Below are 20428 nucleotides of genomic sequence, written 5' to 3'. Positions count from 1 at the left end.
GTATATTACGCTTTCCTCCTGCAGAGTCAACCTCTTTCTCAGAAGTTTTTCTCCGGCGGCGCAGTCTCCTGTGCCTCCTGACCCGTTTTCCGTTTCCGGTTTGCCGTGTCAGTGGAGGCGCATTATAGGGAACGGCTCAGATAGCGCAAGTGCAAATTGAGACTTTTTTACTGACCGTTCATTTTGCACTCAAAAGGAGTATTAAATAAGCAAAAACCCCTCAAAAGGGCAAAAAAAACGGGCCAGAGGCCCGTTTTTCATTCCACACCCTTACTGATGTGCAGTAATGATGTTGTTCTCCACATCCATTTCGATGGTTTTGCCTGGCACCAGCGAACCGGCAAGGATCTGCTGAGCCAGCGGGTTCTCGATCTGCTGCTGTATCGCACGTTTCAGCGGACGTGCACCGTAGACCGGATCATATCCGTTCTCCGCCAGCAGTTTGATCGCATCATCAGAGATGTGCAGCTGATAACCCCGTTCATCCAGACGTTTGTACAGCCGCTGCAGCTGAATCTGCGCAATGGACGCAATATGTTTCTCAGCCAGCGGATGGAACACCACCACCTCATCAATACGGTTGACGAACTCAGGTCGGAAATGCTGTCCGACCACACCCATCACGATATCTTTCATTTCCGGGTAGCTGAGATTGCCGAACCGCTCCTGGATTAAATCTGATCCCAGGTTAGAGGTCATAATCACCACGCTGTTACGGAAATCGACCGTGCGGCCCTGCCCATCCGTCAGACGCCCATCATCCAGCACCTGCAGCAGAATGTTAAAGACATCAGGATGCGCTTTCTCTACTTCATCCAGCAGGATGACCGAATAAGGCCGACGGCGCACAGCTTCGGTCAGATAACCGCCCTCTTCATAGCCGACATAACCCGGAGGTGCACCCACCAGCCGTGATACTGAGTGTTTTTCCATAAATTCAGACATGTCGATACGAACCATCGCATCGTCACTGTCGAACAGGAAGTTAGCCAGCGCTTTACACAACTCCGTCTTACCGACCCCGGTTGGCCCCAGGAACAGGAAGGAACCGATAGGCCGGTTTGGATCAGAAAGGCCTGCGCGACTACGGCGAATAGCATTTGATACCGCCTCAACCGCTTCATCCTGTCCGATGACCCGGCCATGTAAGTCCTGCTCCATGCGCAGTAACTTATCGCGCTCACCTTCCATCATTCGTGCGACCGGAATACCGGTCCAGCGTGCCAGCACATCGGCAATCTCCACATCGGTTACCCGGTTACGCAGTAACTTCATGGTCTTGCCTTCCGCCTGAGTCGCTGCGGCTAGCTGTTTTTCCAGTGCCGGAATTTTACCGTACTGCAGCTCTGACATCTGAGCGAAGTCACCCTGGCGACGTGCCTGCTCTAAATTCAGACGCGCCTGCTCAAGTTCCGCTTTGATGTTCTGCGTGCCGGACAGCGAGGCTTTCTCTGTCTTCCACTCATCTTCCAGCTCGGCGTATTCGCGCTCTTTCTGGTTGAGCTCGGTTTCCAGCATTTCAAGACGCTTGATGCTGGCATCGTCCGCCTCTTTCTTCAGCGCCTGTTGCTCCAGCTTCAGCTGAATGATCCGGCGCTCAAGGCGATCCAGTGACTCCGGCTTCGAGTCCATCTGCATACGAATGCTGGAAGCTGCCTCATCGATCAGGTCAATCGCTTTATCCGGCAGCTGCCGGTCAGCAATATAACGATGAGACAGGGTCGCCGCCGCGACAATCGCCGGGTCAGTGATTTGCACATGGTGATGCAGTTCATAACGCTCTTTCAGACCACGCAGAATGGCGATGGTATCTTCCACACTTGGCTCAGCCACAAAGACTTTCTGGAAACGACGCTCCAGCGCGGCATCTTTTTCAATGTACTGGCGATATTCGTCAAGCGTAGTGGCACCCACACAGTGCAGTTCACCACGCGCCAGCGCAGGTTTAAGCATATTGCCGGCGTCCATCGCACCGTCCGCTTTACCGGCTCCCACCATGGTGTGCAGCTCGTCGATAAACAGAATGACGTTGCCTTCCTGTTTCGACAGGTCACTCAGTACGCCTTTCAGACGCTCTTCGAATTCACCGCGATATTTCGCCCCGGCCACCAGCGCACCCATATCCAGTGCCAGTACCCGACGTCCTTTCAGACCCTCAGGCACTTCACCATTGATGATGCGCTGCGCCAGCCCTTCGACAATCGCGGTTTTACCCACGCCAGGTTCACCAATCAGTACCGGGTTGTTTTTAGTACGGCGCTGCAGAACCTGGATGGTGCGGCGAATCTCTTCGTCACGACCGATGACCGGGTCGAGTTTGCCCTTCTCTGCCCGCTCGGTCAGGTCGATAGTGTATTTTTTTAAAGCCTGGCGCTGATCTTCAGCCCCCTGATCGTTCACGTTGTCTCCTCCCCGCATCTGTTCAATCGCACTGGTGATTTTTTCACGCGTTGCGCCCGCTGCTTTGAGCAGATCGGCCAGTGAGCCCCGCGATTCCAGGGCGGCCAGAACAAATAATTCGGATGAAATAAAGTTATCGTTGCGCTTCTGTGCCAGCTTGTCGCACAGGTTTAATACCCGGACGAGGTCAGATGAGGGTTGTACATCGCCTTCGCTGCCTTCAACTTGTGGCAGGCGATCAATAGCCTGCTCAACCTGAGCGCGAAATGGCGTAACGTCGACACCGGCCGAAGTCAGTAAAGGTGAAACCGATCCGCCTTCCTGTTTGAGCAATGCGCTCATCAGATGCAGAGGTTCGATGAATTGATTGTCGTGTCCCAGAGCGAGGGACTGCGCGTCGGCGAGAGCCAGCTGAAATTTATTAGTAAGACGATCCAGACGCATAATTCCTCCCATTACAGGTCAAAATGCTACTGGAGATTAAATGAGGTCATCCCTCAAAATTTCAAGGTTAATGACCTGAGATTTGAGTAAAAAATACGCTAACTGGACCGTCTTATGGCGTAAGGTTATAACAGCCAGATCAAAGTTGCCATACGCCCGGTGATCCCATCGCGGCGGAAAGAGAAGAAATCGTCGCGCTGCGTAAAGGTACAAAGGCTGCTGGCGCTGACTGAATTCACGCCCGCTGCCTGTAGTCGCATCTGCGCCAGCAGGCCGATGTCGGCGTAAAAGCGGTCACCTGATGGACGGAAAGCCTGCACAGCCCGGGGATCCTGAGCCATAAAGGCCTGACGGACTTCTTCGCCGACCTCAAACGCATCAGGTCCGATTGCCGGTCCAAGCCAGGCATGAATCTGATCAGGCGGCGAACGAAACTGCGCCAGCGTATTTTCCAGTACACCCGCACAAAGTCCGCGCCAGCCTGCATGTGCCGCCGCCACTTCCGTGCCATCCTGCGAACAGAACAGGACCGGAAGACAGTCAGCGGTCATAATGGCGCAGACAACACCGGGCTGATCGGTAATACAGGCATCAGCACGTAATGGCGTACTTTCCCCTGCAGTCAGACGCACAACCTCAGTGCCATGAACCTGATCCAGCCACTGCGGCATGGCAGGCAAACCCGCCTCTTCCAACAGCAACTGCCGGTTACGCGCCACCGCATCCGGATTATCTCCCACATGCCCGCCGAGATTCAGTGCATCCCAGGGCGATGTGCTGATGCCGCCCTGTCGCTGCGTCGAGCAGGCCCGAACGCGTGACGGAGCGGGCCATTGAGGAGTAATCAGATTCATCACCAATTCAACTGGTCTTTAAATTCTTCAGTGTCTGCTTTTAACGCCGCGATTAAATCAACCATGTCCTGCGGAAGCGCAGCATGGAATTCCATTTCAATACCGCTGATAGGGTGATAGAGGCGCAACATCGTGGCGTGCAGTGCCTGACGATCGAAACCGCGCAGCGTAGTAATAAATGCCTCTGACGCGCCTTTTGGCGGACGCGGACGACCACCGTAAAGCGGATCGCCCACCAGCGGATGGCTGATGTGAGACATATGCACACGGATCTGGTGAGTACGACCGGTTTCCAGACGCAGGCGCAGACGGGTATGGGCCCGGAAGTGCTCCATGATGCGGTAATGCGTGACCGCCGGTTTACCCATTGGGTGTACCGCCATGTGGGTGCGTTTGGTTGAGTGACGGCTGATAGGCTGCTCAACGGTGCCGCCCGCAGTCATATTGCCAATCGCAACCGCTTCATATTCACGGGTGATTTCGCGACGCTGCAGCGAGTCCACCAGATGCGTCTGAGCCGGAACGGTTTTCGCGACCACCATTAAACCGGTGGTGTCTTTATCCAGCCGGTGTACGATGCCCGCGCGCGGCACATCCATAATCGCCGGATAGTGATGAAGTAAGGCGTTTAACACCGTGCCATCCGGATTACCAGCGCCAGGGTGAACCACGAAGTCGCGTGGTTTGTTGATGACAATAATGTCTTCATCTTCATAAACGATGTCGAGTGGCAGATTCTGCGGTTCCCAGCGCTGCGCCTCCTCGATCTCAGCGTCAATCGCGACCAGCTCGCCGCCCAGCACTTTTTCTTTGGGTGTATCGACCATGACGCCGTTTACAGTAACGCGACGATCGAGGATCCACTCTTTTATGCGAGAACGTGAATAATCAGGGAACAATTCCGCCAAAGTCTGATCTAAGCGTTGTCCGAGTTGTGATTCGGATACCGTTGCGGTGAGTTGAACTTGTTGTGCCATATACAGCTTCTTCGTTAACGTTGGGTTTTCACGGCGATGCCGTTTAATATAATGTGCTATCGTACCTGGTCATTACCGGGAGCTATACGGACAGCTTCCGCCATAACATTTGAGGATAATCACTTCGTCATGACGCGTATGAAACATCTGGTGGCTGCTGCCACACTGAGCCTGGCACTTGTTGGTTGTTCCGGCTCAAATGACGCGGTACCGGACAGCCCGCCTTCTGAAATCTATGCTACAGCGCAGCAAAAGCTGCAGGACGGTAACTTTAAAGCTGCGATTAAGCAACTGGAAGCGCTGGATAATCGTTATCCGTTCGGTCCTTATTCGCAGCAGGTGCAGCTGGATTTAATCTACGCGTACTATAAAAATGCCGATCTGCCCCTGGCGCAGGCTGCCATTGCTCGCTTTATGCGTCTGAACCCCACGCATCCGAACATTGACTATGTCATCTATATGAAAGGTCTGACGGACATGGCGCTGGATGACTCCGCGCTGCAGGGCTTCTTTGGTATTGATCGTTCTGACCGCGATCCGACGCACGCTCGTGATGCTTTCCGCGACTTCTCTCAGCTGCTGCGGAGTTACCCGAACAGCCAGTATGCGGCTGATGCTCAGAAACGCCTGGTCTATCTGAAAGACCGTCTGGCTAAATATGAGCTGTCAGTGGCGCAATTCTATACTAAGCGTGAGGCTTATGTCGCGGTTGTTAACCGTGTCGAAGGTATGATGCGCGATTATCCGGATACGCAGGCAACACACGATGCTCTGCCGCTGATGGAGAATGCTTACCGCAATCTGCAGTTGAACGCTGAAGCCGATAAAGTGGCGAAAATCATTGCAGCTAACAAAAGCTGATAGTCAGACAGATTTCCAGCCATAAAAAAAGCAGCCTCTCAGGGCTGCTTTTTTTTGCTCACAGAACAGTCAGATTTGGATCTGATCTCAGCGAGCTAACTCATCAAGCATGCCGTGTTAATCGTTTCGCTTCAAGCCATTTCGGCCAGTTTCTCTGCCTTTCTCACAGAATGTTGTGACTGACAAAAAGTGACATTTTTTCGTGATCGAAATCCCACATTGAACGCTTTTTCGCGCTATGCTGAGAAGACCAAGACGGAAATGACAGAGAGGTAAGAACGATGATTCTGAACATTACCAGTAAACAAATGGACATCACTCCGGCAATCCGAAGCCATGTTGAAGACCGTCTCGCCAAGCTCGAAAAATGGCAAACCGACCTGATTAATCCACATATTGTCCTTTCCAAAGAGCCCAAAGAATTCGTGGCTGACGCCACTATTAACACACCTAACGGGACTCTGGTGGCCAGCGCCAAGCACGATGATATGTATACCGCTATCAACGATTTGATTGCCAAGCTCGAGCGTCAGCTGAATAAAGTTCAGCACAAGTCTGAAGCACGCCGCGCCAGTGCCAGCGTGAAAGACATCATTCCCGCCGACGAAGAGTCCTGATTTTCTTAACGCTGTTTCTTAACGCGCCTCCGGGCGCGTTTTTTATTGACAGCTTTTAAGCAGTACGGTTACTCTCAGGTCACTCTCTTTTCGGACATTACCATGAAACCTGATCTGTTTTTCTTCGCTTTCTTTTTTACCTTCCCCTGAACGGGAGGCCATTCGTCGTGTGAAAATGAAAGCGAAGACGAACACCGAAGCCTCCCAACCGGGAGGCTTTTTTTTTGGATAGCATACAGGTGAGCCCTATGAATCCCGATAATCCATTGCTGGCGCTACGCGACAAAATCAGCGCCGTGGATAAAAAACTTCTGACGCTGCTGGCCGAGCGTCGTTTGCTGGCAGTGGAAGTTGCACAAGCGAAACTGGCGACGCATCGCCCGATTCGGGATGTGGAGCGCGAACGCGCGCTACTGGAGAATCTCATCGTGCTGGGAAAGGCACACAACCTGGATGCGCACTACATCACCCGTCTGTTCCAGCTGGTAATTGAAGATTCCGTGCTGACTCAGCAAGCGCTGCTGCAAAAAAACCTCAACCATCCCCATGCGCATGCCGCCCGTATCGCCTTCCTGGGCCCGAAAGGCTCTTATTCGCATCTTGCAGCACGCAACTACGCGTCGCGCCATTTCGATAGCATGGTGGAGTGTGGCTGCCTGAAGTTTCACGACATCATCAAACAGGTCGAAAATGGCGTAGCTGATTACGCCGTGATGCCGATTGAGAATACCAGTTCAGGCTCGATCAACGATGTCTACGATCTGCTGCAACAGACCAGCCTCTCAATCGTGGGCGAGCTGACATTGCCTATCGACCACTGCGTGCTGGTGAATGGCCCCACCGATCTTCAGCAGATTGAGACGGTTTACAGCCATCCTCAACCGTTCCAGCAGTGCAGCCAGTTTATTAATCGTTTCCCGCACTGGAAAATCGAATACACCGAGAGTACCGCGGCAGCGATGGAGAAAGTGGCTGCGCTCAACTCACCTAAGGTGGCGGCGCTGGGCAGTGAGGCCGGCGGCGAACTCTATCAGCTGCAGGTGCTGGAACGTAATCTGGCGAATCAGCAGCAGAACCACACCCGCTTTATCGTGCTGGCCCGCAAAGCAATCGAGGTTTCCGACCAGGTGCCAGCGAAAACCACGCTGATTATGGCAACCGGCCAGCAGGCGGGTGCGCTGGTCGACGCGCTGCTGGTGCTGCGTCAGCACAACCTGATTATGAGCAAGCTGGAGTCCCGCCCGATTAATGGTAATCCGTGGGAAGAGATGTTTTACATTGATGTGCAGGGCAACCTGCAATCAGAGCGGATGCAGCAGGCGCTGCAGGAATTACAGACCATGACCCGCTCTCTGAAAGTACTGGGCTGTTACCCCAGCGAAAATGTGGTGCCCGCTGAACCTGGCGAATAAAAAGAAGAAAAAAGGCATCCAACTGGATGCCTTTTTCATTGATGGATGGCTGTCATTTATGGGCGGCTGTCATTGGCCGATCGCAGCAGGCTTCGGCTTTCGACCAGGAAGCGTTTTGCGTGATCGCCAAACCACTGTTCAACCCGGTTAAAGCTGGCGATAAACGCCTGCTTGTCGCCCTGCTCCAGCAGCGCAATCGCTTCACCAAACCGCTGGTAATAGCGTTTTATCAGCGCCAGATTACTCTCTGAAGACATGATGATATCCGCATAGAGTTGCGGATCCTGAGCGAACAGCCGCCCCACCATAGCCAGTTCAAGCCGGTAAATTGGCGACGAGAGCGCCAGCAGCTGATCCAGATTGACGTTCTCTTCGGCTAAATGCAGACCATAAGCGAAGGTAGCAAAGTGACGCAGCGCCTGAATGAATGCCATGTTCTGGTCATGCTCAACAGCGCTGATACGATGCAGACGCGCACCCCAGACCTGAATCTGCTCCAGGAACCACTGATACGCTTCCGGTTGTCTTCCATCACACCAGACCACCACCTGTTTTGCCAGGCTGCCGCTGTCCGGGCCAAACATCGGATGCAGACCCAGCACAGGCCCGTTATGGGCAGCCAGCATTGCCTGCAGAGGCCGGTTTTTGACCGACGCCAGATCGACCAGAATACAATCTTCCGGCAGTGGTGGCAGTTGGGCAATCACCTGCTCGGTCAGGTGAATCGGCACGCTAATGATCACCATTCCGGCATCGCTGAGCAGAGTCTCAGCCTGAGGCCAGTCCTCTTTATCCAGCGTTTTAACCGTGTAGCCTGATAGCCCGAGCATTTTTTCAAACAGCCGGCCCATCTGGCCCTTACCACCGACAATCACCACCGGGCGCAGTTCAGGACAGAGGGTTTTAAAGCCTTTGTCATTCTCGCTGGTATAGGATTCCCGCATCACGCGACGCAGCACATCCTCAATCAGATCCGGTGGGACGCCGAGCGCTTCGGCCTCTTTACGACGGGAAGCCAGCATCGTCGCTTCACGCTCAGGCACATAGATAGGCAGGCCGTAACGGCTCTTCACCTCACCTACCTCGGCCACCAGTTCCAGTCGCTTAGCCAGCAGATCCAGCAGCGCTTTATCAACACCGTCAATTTGATCGCGTAACGCGGTCAGTTCAGCCACCATTGCTCTTACACCTCTTGTGACAGACGCGCCGACAGCACTCCCTGCAGATCCTGATGCATTTCACGCAGCAACGTTTCGGTCACTTCCCAGTTGATGCATGCATCGGTTACGGAAACGCCATACTTCATTTCGCTGCGTGGCTGCTCAGAAGACTGGTTACCTTCATTGATATGGCTTTCCAGCATCAAGCCAATGATTGAACGGTTCCCATCTTTGATCTGCGCAATAGCGGATTCCGCTACGCCAGGCTGACGGCTGTAGTCTTTGTTCGAATTACCATGGCTGCAATCTATCATTAAGGCTGGACGCAGTCCCGCCTTGAGCATCTCTTTTTCACACTGCGCGACATCTTCAGGACCGTAGTTCGGCGCTTTGCCGCCACGCAGGATCACGTGACCATCCGGATTGCCCTGAGTCTGCAGCAGGCAGACCTGACCGGCCTGATTAATCCCGACAAAACGGTGTGGCATTGCGGCAGCACGCATGGCGTTGATTGCCGTTCCCAGACTGCCATCGGTGCCATTTTTAAAGCCTACCGGCATCGACAGGCCCGAGGCCATTTCACGGTGCGTCTGCGATTCAGTGGTACGGGCGCCAATGGCAGACCAGCTGAACAGGTCGCCCAGATATTGCGGACTATTGGGATCCAGCGCTTCAGTGGCCAGAGGCAAACCCATTTCAACCAGGTTCACCAGCAGCTGGCGCGCAATGTGCAGACCCGCTTCCATATCAAACGAGTTATCCATGAAAGGATCGTTGATTAGCCCTTTCCAGCCGACGGTGGTACGAGGTTTTTCAAAATAGACGCGCATCACGATAAAGAGCTGATCTTTCAGCTCTTCGGAAAGGGTTTGCAGACGACGAGCATAGTCCAGTGCCACTTCGGTATCGTGAATTGAGCAGGGTCCGCACACCACCAGCAGACGCGGATCGCGGCCGGCAATAATGTCAGAGATAGTCTGGCGCGACGCCGCGACCTGATCCTGCTGTTCAGTGGTCAGTGGAAACTTCGCTTTCAGCTCTTCAGGCGTGATTAATACCTGTTCACCGGCGATATGCACATTGTTCAGCGCGTCTTTTTGCATGATGGCGATCCTTTGGCTCGTATTGGCAGTCATGGACTCCTCACTGAGGAATGCAAATACTGTATCACAGACAATACATAGCGCAATATTATATGTACACCTTTATTACCACGGATCAGGAAGGGTGCGAAATAAAATTAAAATATTCAATAAAATCATATTAATAAAACCAACCTCGATCACAAAAAAACCAGCCTCAAACGTACAAATAAGTTTACACTCAAGGTTATTGCCTTTCTTCTACCCACAGGCAGAATAAAAGAATCATTCTGTTCGCGCTGAGAGAGTTATGTACCCATCACCACAAAATATTTATCTGCGACCTTTTGAGCTCAGCGACGTATCTGCGTTTACCACTGCGGTTAATGCCTCGCTGGATAGCCTTATCCCATGGATGGTCTGGGCGCATCACGATTATCAGCCTCATGAAGCAGAAAGCTGGATCCGCTTTACCCACTGGCAACGGATGAAAGAGGAAGCGGAAGAGTTTGCCATCGTTGATCAGCATGACCAGCTGCTGGGGGGCGCAGGAATACGCTTTGCCCGTCATCCGGGTGACACCAGCGCAATTGGCTACTGGGTTCGCAGTGATGCCCAGCGTCAGGGAATCGCCAGCCGCGCGGTGGCCGCGTTGCTGCCGCTGGGGTTTTCACGCCCAGAGACCCGGGTGATTGAGATTCTGGCAGCAGAGGATAACCTGGCCAGTCGGGGCGTGGCTGAGAAGTGCGGTGGTCAGTTCATTGGCTGTCGCTATGGCCTGATCGTCTTAGAGGAAGGGCCGGTTAATACCGCGATTTATCATTTTCAGCGGCCGGACGACGGTTAACTGCAGGCAGTAAGGTTGACTGTGACATAAAAAAGGGGCTGGCAGATGCCAACCCCTTGTTTGCTATTAACTTTTAGATGTCGCGTTAGCGATACCTTAGTTAAGACGCTCTTTAATACGAGCAGACTTACCAGTACGCTCACGCAGGTAGTACAGTTTGGCTTTACGCACAGCGCCACGACGTTTAACAGCGATGCTGTCAATTACAGGTGAATGAGTCTGGAATACACGCTCAACGCCTTCGCCGTTAGAAATTTTGCGAACAGTGAATGCAGAGTGCAGACCGCGGTTACGGATAGCGATAACCACGCCCTCGAATGCCTGCAGACGTTTTTTAGAACCTTCAACGACCCATACTTTCACTTCCACGGAATCACCCGGGCGGAAGGAAGGTACGTCCTGTTTCATCTGCTCTTGTTCAATTTGCTTGATAATGTTGCTCATAATTAAATCTCATATCCTGGGTAAACTGATAGTCGGGGAAGAGCTTACTCTTCCACATCATCGTTTTGTTGCTGCTGAGATTCCCGCTGGAACTCATTCAGCAACCTTGCTTGCTCTTCAGTCAGAGCCAGGTTTTCCAGAAGTTCAGGTCTTCTCAGCCAGGTACGGCCTAGCGACTGCTTCAGACGCCAGCGGCGAATATCAGCATGGTTGCCTGACAGTAATACTGCCGGGACCTCCACGCCGTCTAACACTTCAGGTCGGGTATAGTGCGGACAATCCAGCAAACCTTCCGAGAACGAATCCTCATCGGCTGACGCCTGCTTGCCGAGCACGCCAGGAATAAACCGGGCGACTGCGTCAATCATCGTCATCGCTGGCAGTTCCCCGCCGCTGAGAACGTAATCACCGATTGACCATTCTTCATCAATTTCGGTCTGGATTACGCGCTCATCAATCCCTTCATAACGGCCACAGACCAGAATTAACTTGTCCCGTGCCGCCAGTTCGCAAACGCCCTGTTGGTCCAGTTTGCGACCCTGAGGTGAAAGATATATCACCCTGGCCCCATCACCTGCCGCTGCTTTCGCTGCGGAGATGGCATCCCGTAAGGGTTGTACCATCATCAGCATTCCCGGTCCGCCGCCGTAAGGACGATCATCCACGGTACGGTGCCGGTCGTGCGTGAAGTCACGAGGACTCCAGCTCTGAATGCTGAGCAGACCGTTTTTTACAGCCCGGCCAGTTACCCCGTAATCGGTAATAGCGCGAAACATTTCTGGAAACAGGCTAATAACACCAATCCACATTGTATTCGCCGTTACGTTACCGTTCGATTCGGAGATCAAAAACCAGGATCCCAATCTACCTCAATGATGCCAGTAGAGAGATCGACTTTCCTGATAACCTGTTCATCAAGAAACGGAATTAACCGCTCCTGAGCACCGAATGCATCCTTCAGGTTTGCCTTAACGACGAGAACGTCGTTCGAGCCGGTTTCCATCATATCGATGACTTTACCCATCTCGTAGCCTTCAAGGTTAACCACCTGGCAGCCCATAAGGTCTTTCCAGTAGTAGTCGCCCTCTTCCAGCGATGGCAACTGCGTCGAGTCAACCTGAATTTCGCAATTGGTTAACTGAGCCGCCGCATCCCGATCTTCAATGCCTTTGACTTTGATGATCAGGTCCTGATTGTGGTGCTTCCAACCGTCCAGTTCGACCTGCTGCCATTTACCGGCGCGCTGGATGAACCAGGGTTGGTAGTTGAAGATGCTTTCAGCGTCTTCAGTGGAGGAAAACACTTTGAGCCAGCCGCGAATACCGTAGGCGGCTCCCATCTTACCCAATACAATCGGGTTAACAGGAGGCTGTGCGGCAATTTGTCTGCTCATGCTCACCACCGTGACAGATTAAGCTGCTTTCTTAGCTTCTTTGACCAGCGCGTTAACGCGATCAGAAAGCGTTGCGCCCTGGCCAACCCAGTGCTCGATACGATCCAGATCAAGACGCAGACCTTCAGCCTGACCAGATGCGATCGGGTTGAAGAAACCAACGCGCTCGATAAAACGACCGTTGCGTGCATTGCGGCTGTCAGTGACGACGACCTGATAGAACGGACGCTTTTTAGCGCCGTGACGTGCCAAACGAATTGTTACCATAACATCCTCTTCAGTTAATAAAACACCCGGCCCCCATCGAGGAACGGGGTCCGGGTGCTGTATAAAAAGCCCGAAAATTTTACTCATTTTGGCGAAAAAAGCAACCTAAACCGTGCCATTTCGGGCTTTTTTGTGGAACGCTTTAGCGGCCAGGAAAACCTGGCGGCATCATACCCTTCATGCCGCGCATCATTTTCGCCATACCGCCCTTCTTCATTTTCTTCATCATACGCTGCATGTCGTCAAACTGCTTCAATAAGCGGTTAACGTCCTGCACCTGCATACCGGAGCCGGTCGCAATGCGGCGCTTGCGTGAGCCTTTGATGATCTCTGGTTTTTCACGCTCTTTGCGTGTCATCGAGTTGATGATCGCTTCCATGCGCACCAGCACTTTGTCATCCATCTGTGACTTCACATTGTCAGGCAGCTGACCCATACCGGGCAGTTTGCCCATCAGGCTGGCCATGCCGCCCATGTTGCGCATCTGCTTCAGCTGCTCAAGGAAATCGTTGAGATCAAAACCGTCGCCGGTTTTCAGCTTCTTAGCCAGTTTCTCAGCCTGATCGCGGTCAACCTTGCTTTCGATATCTTCGATCAGTGACAGCACGTCACCCATGCCGAGGATACGCGAAGCAATACGCTCCGGATAGAACGGCTCAAGTGCATCGGTTTTTTCACCGACACCCATAAATTTAATCGGCTTACCGGTGATATGACGAATCGACAGCGCCGCACCGCCTCGTGCATCACCATCGACTTTGGTCAGGATAACACCGGTCAGCGGTAGTGCTTCATTAAAAGCTTTAGCCGTGTTTGCCGCATCCTGACCGGTCATGGCATCGACCACAAACAGCGTTTCTACCGGATTGATCGCGGCATGAACCTGTTTGATTTCGTCCATCATCGCTTCGTCAACGTGCAGACGACCGGCGGTATCCACCAGCAGTACATCGTAGAACTTCAGGCGAGCTTCACGCAGCGCATTGTTAACGATATCGACCGGCTTCTGGCTGAGATCGGATGGGCAGAAATCCACGCCCACCTGCTGTGCCAGCGTTTCCAGCTGTTTGATTGCCGCCGGACGATAGACGTCGGCAGAAACCACTAAGACTTTCTTTTTGTGCTTCTCGCGCAGGAATTTACCCAGCTTAGCGACGCTGGTTGTTTTACCGGCACCCTGCAAACCCGCCATCAGCACCACGGCTGGCGGCTGAGCAGCCAGGTCGAGAGCATTGTTCTCTGCACCCATCGCCGTAACCAGCTCGTTACGAACGATTTTGATAAACTCCTGACCTGGAGTCAGACTTTTATTCACATCATGGCCGACCGCACTCTCTTTCACACGGTTGATGAAGTCACGCACCACCGGCAGCGCAACGTCAGCCTCAAGCAGTGCCATGCGCACTTCACGCAGGGTCTCTTTGATGTTCTCTTCAGTCAGCCTTCCGCGGCCGCTGATGTTTCGCAGGGTTTGCGACAAACGATCGGTTAAATTATCAAACATGGTCTCTCACTAAAAAAAAGATCGCGAGGCGCCTGATCGGCAGAATGCGGCGGATTATAACACGAAGCCTCAGCGATCTCTGCAATTGCCCCTCAGATCGTTTGGAGCCTGCTTCGGCTGGCGCTATACTGCCTTTTTCCTTATCTGACTGAACCTGAAAGGATCTATGTTCGTTTTCGCGATAGTGGCGCTATTCGCCTACTCCTTAAGTCTTGCCCTGATCATTCCCAGCCTGTTGAAACGTAACGGCGGCTGGCGGCGAATGGCGATGCTCTCTGCCTGTGTGGCGCTGGTGACACACGCGGTGGCCTTGCAGCAACGCATATTTGCTGTTGATAGCGGACAGAATTTAAGCCTGCTCAACATAGGCTCGCTGGTCAGCCTGTTGATTTGCGCCATCATGACCATTGTGGCGTCACGTAACCGTGGCTGGCTGCTGCTGCCGATTGTCTACAGCTTCGCGCTGATCAATCTGGCCTTCGCCACTTTTGTGCCCAATGCGTTCATCACCCATCTGGAAACCACGCCAGGCATGATGATCCATATCGGCCTGTCGCTGTTCGCCTACGCGACGCTGATTATCGCCGCGCTCTATGCGCTGCAGCTGGCGTGGATCGATTACCAGTTAAAAAACAAGCGCCTGGCGTTCACACAGGATATGCCGCCGCTGCTGACCATTGAACGTAAGATGTTTCACATCACCCAGGTGGGCGTCGTGCTGTTGACGCTGGTGCTCTGCACCGGTCTGTTTTATATGCAGGATCTCTTCAGCGCAGAAAACGTCGATAAAGCCGTGCTCTCCATCATCGCGTGGTTTGTTTATATCGTTTTGCTCTGGGGGCACTATCATGAAGGCTGGCGTGGTCGCCGCGTCGTCTGGTTTAACTGCAGCGGTGCGGTGCTGTTAACCATGGCTTACTTCGGCAGTCGCATCCTGCAGCATCTGCTTGTCCCCACCTCTCGTTAAAAAGGAAGTTCTGCGTTGGAGAATGTTTCAACCACCACGCTGATTATTATTCTCTGCGTCATGGTACTGGTTTCCGCCTGGTTTGCCGGGTCGGAGACCGGAATGATGACGCTTAACCGCTATAAGCTGCGCCATCAGGCTAAAAACGGCAGTCGCCCCGCACGCCGGGTGGAGAAGTTACTGCGTCGCCCCGACCGGTTGCTCAGCCTGGTATTAATCGGCAATAACCTGGTGAATATTCTGGCTTCCGCACTTGCCACCATTGTTGGCATGCGTATTCACGGTGACGAAGGGGTCGCGATCGCAACCGGTATCCTGACCTTTGTGGTGCTGGTATTTGCTGAAGTGCTGCCGAAAACAGTGGCGGCCCTCTATCCCGAACGCGTCGCCTTTCCCAGCAGCCTGCTGCTGGTCCCGTTGCAATACATCATGCTGCCGCTGGTCTGGCTACTCAACACCATTACCCGTCTGCTGATGAGGATGGCGGGTATCCGCGCTGACGGTGCCATTAACTCCGCGCTGAGCAAAGAGGAGTTGCGTACCATCGTCTATGAGTCACGTAGCCTGATGTCACGCCGTAATCAGGACATGCTGCTCTCCGTGCTCGACCTGGAGAAAGTCAGCGTTGATGACATCATGGTTCCGCGTAACGAGATCGTCGGCATTAATATCAACGATGACTGGAAGTCAGTCGTTCGCCAGTTGAGCCACTCGCCACACGGCCGCATTGTGCTGTTCCGGGACTCACTGGATGACTGCGTCGGCATGCTGCGGGTGCGCGAAGCCTGGCGCATGATGACGGAGAAAAAAGAGTTCACCAAAGAGACGTTGCTGCGCGCCGCCGATGAGATCTACTACATCCCGGAAGGGACACCGCTGAACACCCAACTGGTGAAGTTCCAGCGCAACAAAGAGAAAGCGGGCGTGGTGGTGGATGAGTATGGCGACATCAAAGGGCTGGTGACGATAGAGGACATTCTGGAGGAGATCGTGGGTGACTTCACCACCTCCATGTCACCGTCACTGGCAGAAGAAGTGATGCCGCAGAATGATGGGTCCGTGCTGATTGAAGGCAGCGCCAGTGTGCGTGAAATTAACAAGGCGTTTAACTGGCAGCTGCCAGAGCAGGAAGCGCGCACCATCAACGGCATGCTGCTGGAAGCGCTGGAAGAGATCCCTGCCATCGCCACCCGTGTTCAGATCGGCCACTACAACGTCGATATTCTGGACGTGCAGGACAACATGATTAAACAGGTGCGCATCACGCCGAAGACACCACTGAAAAAATCGGTAGGGTCCTGAAGCGATAAAAAAACGCCGCAATCGACATGATGCGGCGTTTTTTTTAGCAGCAAAGCCCTGACTAGATGTGCAGTTCTTTCAGCTTTTCAGCAGGCAGTTTCAGATCTTCGTTGCGGTTAACGCCGATCTCATGCGCCAGCACATTGCGGGCGATCTGCTGCGCTTCATCCAGTGAGTGCAGCTTGTAGCTGCCGCACTGGTATTCATTCAGCTCAGGGATCTGGTTCTGATCTTTCACTTTCAGAACATCTTCCATCGCCCCTTTCCACGCTTTGGCAACGCGCTGCTCGTCTGGTGTACCAATCAGGCTCATGTAGAAGCCGGTGCGGCAACCCATTGGCGAGATATCGACGATTTCCACACCATCACCATTCAGGTGATCACGCATGAAGCCGGCAAAGAGATGCTCCAGCGTATGAATGCCACGCTCAGTGAGAATATCAATGTTCGGGCGGCAAAAACGCAGGTCAAAAACGGTAATCGTATCGCCATGCGGAGTCTTCATGGTTTTCGCCACGCGAACTGCCGGTGCGCCCATGATGGTGTGATCAACGGTAAAACTGTCCAGTAGTGGCATACGTCACCTCCTGTTCTGAGAATTTTTTTTAAAACGATGAAACTTTTCTGTTCGCCCAACGTCTGAATATATGAAAGACGCGCATTTGTTATCATCATCCCTGACAACAGAGATGTTAATTTGGCCACATTGATGTGGCCTTTTTCTTTTCTACCCTTCCCGGCTCGCCAGATACGCTTCAAAATCCAGCTTATCATTTGCTTCCAGCTGCTGCTGTGCAGCAACAGACGCCTGCGCCTGACGCGTGAAATCTTCTTCTGTTAGCACTTCCAGCGGCTCTTCGCAGAGCAGATGGCGATACTGTTCAGCCAGCGCCACGCCGGTTCCGGTTACACCATTGTCCTTCATTGCCTGAAGGATGCGCGCCGAGTAGGTTAGCTCAGGATCGTCGAACGATGCTACCAGTTGATCGCAAACCTGCTGATATTCCGTGCTGTCCTGATTATGACTGTCTAACACTTCAGCAACCCGACGCAGATCGGCAAACAGGGTTTTGCCCACTTCAACCAGCGAATGTTCCGCTTCTCCGCAGCCTACGGCAATTTTCTGGTCCGGTTTACGCCCTTCCAGCACAACCCGGTTCCAGTTTATACGGGTGCATTGCAACTCATCTGCACTCATTTCCGGCGCATCGGCCAGGGTACACCAGATCAGGAACAGGTCGAGGAAGCGAACCTGATTCTCATCTACGCCGATTGCAGAGAACGGATTGATATCCAGCGAACGCACTTCAATGTACTCAATACCACCACGCAGCAGCGCATCAGAGGGCGCTTCACCCGAGCGTGTCACACGCTTAGGCCGGATTGGCGCATAGAGCTCGTTTTCAATCTGCAGCACGTTGGTGTTGAGCTGCAGCCAGTTACCGTCGGCATCTTTAGTGCCCATCGCTGCATACTCTTCTGACGGCGTCTTGATCGCTTTCTTCAGCGCAGTGACATAGCCTTCCAGTGAGTTAAACGTGATGCCCAGAGAGCTCTGCGATTTATTGGTGTAGCCTAAATCGCTCAGACGCAGTGAGGTAGCATACGGCAGCCACATCGTGTCTTTGTCGTTGGTTTCGAACGGCAGCGCGCTCTCACGGCCCTGCAGGAAGCTGGAGCTGATAGCAGGCGATGCGCCAAACAGATAGGGGATCACCCAGCCGAAGCGATAATAGTTGCGGATCAGCCGCAGATAGCCCGCCGAGATCGTCTCTTTTCCGCTTTCCTTATCTTTCACGTCAGCCCACTCCTGCCAGAATGAGAGTGGCAGTGAGAAGTTATAGTGAATGCCGGAGATGGTCTGCATCAACGCGCCGTAGCGGTTTTTCAGTCCTTCGCGGTAGAGCGTCTTCATCTGACCAATATTGGACGTGCCATATTGCGCCAGCTCAATATTGTCCGCATCGTCAATCACGCACGGCATACTAAACGGCCACATGCGTTCATCACCCAGTTCACGGGCAACGTGACGATGAATATCGCGCAGGAATGCCAGCATATGATCAATGCTGTGATCCACTGGCGTAATAAACTCCAGCAACGTTTCGGCAAAGTCAGTGGTGATCCAGTCATGTTTCAGCGCCGACCCCAGAGATTCCGGGTGGCCGCTTTTTGCCAGCTCGCCATTTGCCTGTACACGCAGCGTTTCACGCTCGATGCCACGGCCAATACCTTTAAGGGCATTGGGATGCGCTTCCAGCCAGGAGAGCGCTTTAGATACGTCCGGGATCACATTACCCCCCCGCTGTGATAATAATTTATTTTTGTTCAGCATAATGTTAACCGTAGCCTCGAATCTGTGCGAATCAATGCCACCATTGCATACCCTGTAATGTGGCAGTCGCGATAACGATATAACGCAGTGTTTTGCCGACAGCGAGAAACAGCATCGCGGGTAGCCAGGCGAAACGTAACCAGCCTGCCAGAACGCAGAGCAGATCACCTATCACTGGCAGCCAGCTGAATAACAGTGCTGCAGGTCCCAGTCGGTGCAACCACGTCATTGCTGTGTCATGCCATCGCCCCTGACGTTTTAACGGCAGCAAGCGACCAATAAGAATGTTGGTTAAGCCGCCCAAGGTGTTTCCCAGTGATGCGGCCAAAAGCAACCCGTAAACTGATGTCTTTTTTGCTATCAATAGTGCTATCAGCAGTGCTTCAGAACTTCCCGGCAGGAGCGTTGCACTTAAAAAGCTGCTGCCGAACATCGAGGCATAGGTAAGAACGTCACTCACAGTAAGCGGACATCCACCACAGCCATACCTGCCGCCTTCGCTGCCTGAATACCAAAGTCCGCATCCTCAAACACCACACAACGTGCCGGCGTCACACCCATCAGCTCAGCGCAGCGTAAGAAGGTTTCTGGCTCAGGTTTATGACGCTGTACGTCGTCAGCACCGACGACGGCCGAAAAGAGCTCACGTACGCCCAGCTGCGTCAGTAACGCCTCTGCCATGCTGTGTTCGCTTCCGGTACCGACCGCCATCGGACGACGCCCGTGATACGCTTTCACCACCTCCATTAAAGGCAGTGGCTTCACGTTTTCCAGCAGCATCGCTTTCACGGCAGCGGTTTTTTCTGCGGCAAGAAGATGAGGGTCGAGTGACGACTGATTGGATTCAATGATGAACTGCGACAGCCGCCAGGTTGGTGCGCCATTGAAGTCGATAATACGTGCTTCATCCAGCGTTAATCCATAACGCGTCAGTACCTGACGCCACGCTTTTCGATGTGTCGGCTCAGTATCAAGAATCGTGCCGTCCATATCGAAAATCAGGGCGTCATATTGATCGTACATTGTCACTCCGGACATTCATCAAATGAGACATTACTTTAGCCTAATGTGGACAGGTTGTCGCCAGGGGGGATGAACAGCAAATGCTTTGAAAGCATTAACAATTTTTGTTTTCAGATAAAGGTGATCGTGCACGACCAGCGATAAACGTACGAAATTCCAGCGTTTTTTTAACATTCTTCTGGCAGACAAGCGGCGGCGGACGGGCATGGGCAGCAAAACAGAAGGCGTTGATGCGGGAAACAGGCGTTTCGGATCGCTTAAGTCAGGATGATGAATCAATGGGGCAGATTAAACAGGAAAAGAGTGCGTGTGAAGCCAGAGGGAAACTGCAGAGGTTTTTCAGGATACTCACTCAGCGTTTGCTGTACGGGCGGTTACGGAAGTAACGCTATCGTGTTTAGTGAGGTCTTAGCGATCATCGCGCCATGATACTTTGAGGGATTTTGAGGCTAAAGAAGAAGATGGTGCATCCAGGAGGATTCGAACCTCCGACCGCTCGGTTCGTAGCCGAGTACTCTATCCAGCTGAGCTATGGATGC

Annotated in this window: 21 protein-coding genes, 1 tRNA gene and 1 other annotated feature; of the genes, 7 read left to right on the top strand and 15 right to left on the bottom strand. The window is 53.0% G+C overall.

The genetic code is table 11. From position 1 onward, the window contains the following. Positions 1-270 precede the first annotated feature (270 nt). From clpB to rluD, 3 genes are all read right to left on the bottom strand, one after another. The gene (gene clpB, locus HFD95_RS20065) at positions 271-2856 is read right to left on the bottom strand and encodes an ATP-dependent chaperone ClpB (RefSeq protein ID WP_181955276.1); all 2586 of its coding nucleotides are present in this window, start codon (positions 2854-2856) and stop codon (positions 271-273) included. Between the two features lie 113 nt (positions 2857-2969). Further along, positions 2970-3698, bottom strand: a complete 729-nt coding sequence (gene yfiH, locus HFD95_RS20060; RefSeq protein ID WP_167430644.1) for a purine nucleoside phosphorylase YfiH — start codon at positions 3696-3698, stop codon at positions 2970-2972. Beyond that, entirely contained in the window at positions 3698-4675 is a 978-nt protein-coding gene (gene rluD / locus HFD95_RS20055) for a 23S rRNA pseudouridine(1911/1915/1917) synthase RluD (RefSeq protein WP_010248442.1), read from the bottom strand. Before rluD ends, yfiH begins: the two co-directional genes overlap by 1 nt. A 129-nt stretch (positions 4676-4804) precedes the next feature. On the opposite strand from rluD, the gene bamD reads away from it, so the two are divergent. The 4 genes from bamD to pheA all read left to right on the top strand — a co-directional run bounded on the left by bamD (position 4805) and on the right by pheA (position 7565). Next, positions 4805-5536, top strand: coding sequence for an outer membrane protein assembly factor BamD (bamD, locus tag HFD95_RS20050; RefSeq protein ID WP_010248444.1), 732 nt, complete (start codon positions 4805-4807; stop codon positions 5534-5536). Between the two features lie 281 nt (positions 5537-5817). Further along, positions 5818-6153: a ribosome-associated translation inhibitor RaiA gene (gene raiA / locus HFD95_RS20045; RefSeq protein WP_003849030.1), complete on the top strand. Its 336-nt coding sequence runs from the start codon at positions 5818-5820 to the stop codon at positions 6151-6153. Positions 6154-6254: 101 nt separating this feature from the next. Beyond that, positions 6255-6379: a sequence feature (Phe leader region), on the top strand. After that, positions 6256-6303 (top strand): pheA operon leader peptide PheL, encoded by a 48-nt coding sequence (gene pheL / locus HFD95_RS21990; protein WP_193555295.1) that lies wholly within the window; start codon positions 6256-6258, stop codon positions 6301-6303. Its footprint overlaps the feature before it by 48 nt. Before the next feature lie 22 nt (positions 6380-6401). Further along, positions 6402-7565 carry a bifunctional chorismate mutase/prephenate dehydratase gene (gene pheA / locus HFD95_RS20040; RefSeq protein ID WP_010248448.1) on the top strand — a complete coding sequence of 388 codons (1164 nt, stop codon included), beginning with the start codon at positions 6402-6404 and terminating at the stop codon, positions 7563-7565. A 56-nt stretch (positions 7566-7621) separates the two neighbouring features. Here pheA and tyrA read toward each other — a convergent pair whose 3' ends face one another. Further along, the gene (gene tyrA, locus HFD95_RS20035) at positions 7622-8743 is read right to left on the bottom strand and encodes a bifunctional chorismate mutase/prephenate dehydrogenase (protein WP_167430643.1); all 1122 of its coding nucleotides are present in this window, start codon (positions 8741-8743) and stop codon (positions 7622-7624) included. A 5-nt stretch (positions 8744-8748) separates the two neighbouring features. Next, positions 8749-9828: a 3-deoxy-7-phosphoheptulonate synthase gene (locus HFD95_RS20030; RefSeq protein ID WP_010248468.1), complete on the bottom strand. Its 1080-nt coding sequence runs from the start codon at positions 9826-9828 to the stop codon at positions 8749-8751. 289 nt (positions 9829-10117) lie between these two features. Here HFD95_RS20030 and HFD95_RS20025 point away from each other — a divergent pair, with 289 nt between their 5' ends. Next, entirely contained in the window at positions 10118-10654 is a 537-nt protein-coding gene (locus HFD95_RS20025) for a GNAT family N-acetyltransferase (RefSeq protein WP_010248470.1), read from the top strand. Positions 10655-10750: 96 nt separating this feature from the next. On the opposite strand, the gene rplS is transcribed toward HFD95_RS20025, so the two are convergent. From rplS to ffh, 5 genes are all read right to left on the bottom strand, one after another. Then, positions 10751-11098 carry a 50S ribosomal protein L19 gene (gene rplS, locus HFD95_RS20020; protein WP_003849035.1) on the bottom strand — a complete coding sequence of 116 codons (348 nt, stop codon included), beginning with the start codon at positions 11096-11098 and terminating at the stop codon, positions 10751-10753. A 44-nt stretch (positions 11099-11142) separates the two neighbouring features. Continuing rightward, the gene (trmD, locus tag HFD95_RS20015) at positions 11143-11907 is read right to left on the bottom strand and encodes a tRNA (guanosine(37)-N1)-methyltransferase TrmD (protein ID WP_010248477.1); all 765 of its coding nucleotides are present in this window, start codon (positions 11905-11907) and stop codon (positions 11143-11145) included. A gap of 35 nt (positions 11908-11942) precedes the next feature. Then, entirely contained in the window at positions 11943-12491 is a 549-nt protein-coding gene (gene rimM, locus HFD95_RS20010; RefSeq protein ID WP_010248480.1) for a ribosome maturation factor RimM, read from the bottom strand. 18 nt (positions 12492-12509) lie between these two features. Then, positions 12510-12758 (bottom strand): 30S ribosomal protein S16, encoded by a 249-nt coding sequence (gene rpsP, locus HFD95_RS20005; RefSeq protein WP_003849041.1) that lies wholly within the window; start codon positions 12756-12758, stop codon positions 12510-12512. A gap of 142 nt (positions 12759-12900) precedes the next feature. Next, entirely contained in the window at positions 12901-14262 is a 1362-nt protein-coding gene (ffh, locus tag HFD95_RS20000; protein ID WP_010248486.1) for a signal recognition particle protein, read from the bottom strand. Between the two features lie 166 nt (positions 14263-14428). On the opposite strand from ffh, the gene HFD95_RS19995 reads away from it, so the two are divergent. Both HFD95_RS19995 and HFD95_RS19990 read left to right on the top strand, forming a co-directional pair. After that, positions 14429-15229, top strand: a complete 801-nt coding sequence (locus HFD95_RS19995; protein ID WP_010248489.1) for an inner membrane protein YpjD — start codon at positions 14429-14431, stop codon at positions 15227-15229. Between the two features lie 15 nt (positions 15230-15244). Then, positions 15245-16531, top strand: coding sequence for an HlyC/CorC family transporter (locus HFD95_RS19990; RefSeq protein WP_022623780.1), 1287 nt, complete (start codon positions 15245-15247; stop codon positions 16529-16531). A gap of 61 nt (positions 16532-16592) precedes the next feature. Here the strand turns inward: HFD95_RS19990 and luxS are convergent, their stop codons facing one another. The 5 genes from luxS to HFD95_RS19965 all read right to left on the bottom strand — a co-directional run bounded on the left by luxS (position 16593) and on the right by HFD95_RS19965 (position 20428). Then, a complete protein-coding gene (gene luxS / locus HFD95_RS19985) occupies positions 16593-17108 on the bottom strand; it encodes an S-ribosylhomocysteine lyase (RefSeq protein WP_009086888.1) in 516 nt (171 codons plus the stop codon). A gap of 150 nt (positions 17109-17258) precedes the next feature. After that, complete coding sequence (gshA, locus tag HFD95_RS19980; RefSeq protein WP_033770020.1) at positions 17259-18866, bottom strand: glutamate--cysteine ligase; 1608 nt, start codon at positions 18864-18866, stop codon at positions 17259-17261. Positions 18867-18897: 31 nt separating this feature from the next. Continuing rightward, complete coding sequence (locus HFD95_RS19975) at positions 18898-19326, bottom strand: YqaA family protein (protein WP_010248498.1); 429 nt, start codon at positions 19324-19326, stop codon at positions 18898-18900. Then, entirely contained in the window at positions 19323-19889 is a 567-nt protein-coding gene (yqaB, locus tag HFD95_RS19970; protein WP_031594176.1) for a fructose-1-phosphate/6-phosphogluconate phosphatase, read from the bottom strand. The genes HFD95_RS19975 and yqaB overlap by 4 nt, the downstream gene beginning before the upstream one ends. Positions 19890-20351: 462 nt before the next feature. Continuing rightward, positions 20352-20428: transfer RNA gene (locus HFD95_RS19965), tRNA-Arg, on the bottom strand.

Origin of the sequence: Pantoea sp. EKM10T (assembly GCF_011800685.1) — a bacterium.
GTDB lineage: Bacteria > Pseudomonadota > Gammaproteobacteria > Enterobacterales > Enterobacteriaceae > Pantoea > Pantoea agglomerans.
The sequence above is the reverse complement of the archived record's forward strand: the minus strand, read 5'-3'. Positions and strand labels throughout refer to the sequence as shown.

Bases quoted from the DNA above. Each gene is read 5' to 3' on its own strand.
- clpB (WP_181955276.1), bottom strand. From the start codon at position 2,856: ATGGGAGGAATTATGCGTCTGGATCGTCTTACTAATAAATTTCAGCTG.
- yfiH (WP_167430644.1), bottom strand. From the start codon at position 3,698: ATGAATCTGATTACTCCTCAATGGCCCGCTCCGTCACGCGTTCGGGCC.
- rluD (WP_010248442.1), bottom strand. From the start codon at position 4,675: ATGGCACAACAAGTTCAACTCACCGCAACGGTATCCGAATCACAACTC.
- bamD (WP_010248444.1), top strand. From the start codon at position 4,805: ATGACGCGTATGAAACATCTGGTGGCTGCTGCCACACTGAGCCTGGCA.
- raiA (WP_003849030.1), top strand. From the start codon at position 5,818: ATGATTCTGAACATTACCAGTAAACAAATGGACATCACTCCGGCAATC.
- pheA (WP_010248448.1), top strand. From the start codon at position 6,402: ATGAATCCCGATAATCCATTGCTGGCGCTACGCGACAAAATCAGCGCC.
- tyrA (WP_167430643.1), bottom strand. From the start codon at position 8,743: ATGGTGGCTGAACTGACCGCGTTACGCGATCAAATTGACGGTGTTGAT.
- HFD95_RS20030 (WP_010248468.1), bottom strand. From the start codon at position 9,828: ATGCAAAAAGACGCGCTGAACAATGTGCATATCGCCGGTGAACAGGTA.
- HFD95_RS20025 (WP_010248470.1), top strand. From the start codon at position 10,118: ATGTACCCATCACCACAAAATATTTATCTGCGACCTTTTGAGCTCAGC.
- rplS (WP_003849035.1), bottom strand. From the start codon at position 11,098: ATGAGCAACATTATCAAGCAAATTGAACAAGAGCAGATGAAACAGGAC.
- trmD (WP_010248477.1), bottom strand. From the start codon at position 11,907: ATGTGGATTGGTGTTATTAGCCTGTTTCCAGAAATGTTTCGCGCTATT.
- rimM (WP_010248480.1), bottom strand. From the start codon at position 12,491: ATGAGCAGACAAATTGCCGCACAGCCTCCTGTTAACCCGATTGTATTG.
- rpsP (WP_003849041.1), bottom strand. From the start codon at position 12,758: ATGGTAACAATTCGTTTGGCACGTCACGGCGCTAAAAAGCGTCCGTTC.
- ffh (WP_010248486.1), bottom strand. From the start codon at position 14,262: ATGTTTGATAATTTAACCGATCGTTTGTCGCAAACCCTGCGAAACATC.
- HFD95_RS19995 (WP_010248489.1), top strand. From the start codon at position 14,429: ATGTTCGTTTTCGCGATAGTGGCGCTATTCGCCTACTCCTTAAGTCTT.
- luxS (WP_009086888.1), bottom strand. From the start codon at position 17,108: ATGCCACTACTGGACAGTTTTACCGTTGATCACACCATCATGGGCGCA.
- gshA (WP_033770020.1), bottom strand. From the start codon at position 18,866: ATGCTGAACAAAAATAAATTATTATCACAGCGGGGGGGTAATGTGATC.
- yqaB (WP_031594176.1), bottom strand. From the start codon at position 19,889: ATGTACGATCAATATGACGCCCTGATTTTCGATATGGACGGCACGATT.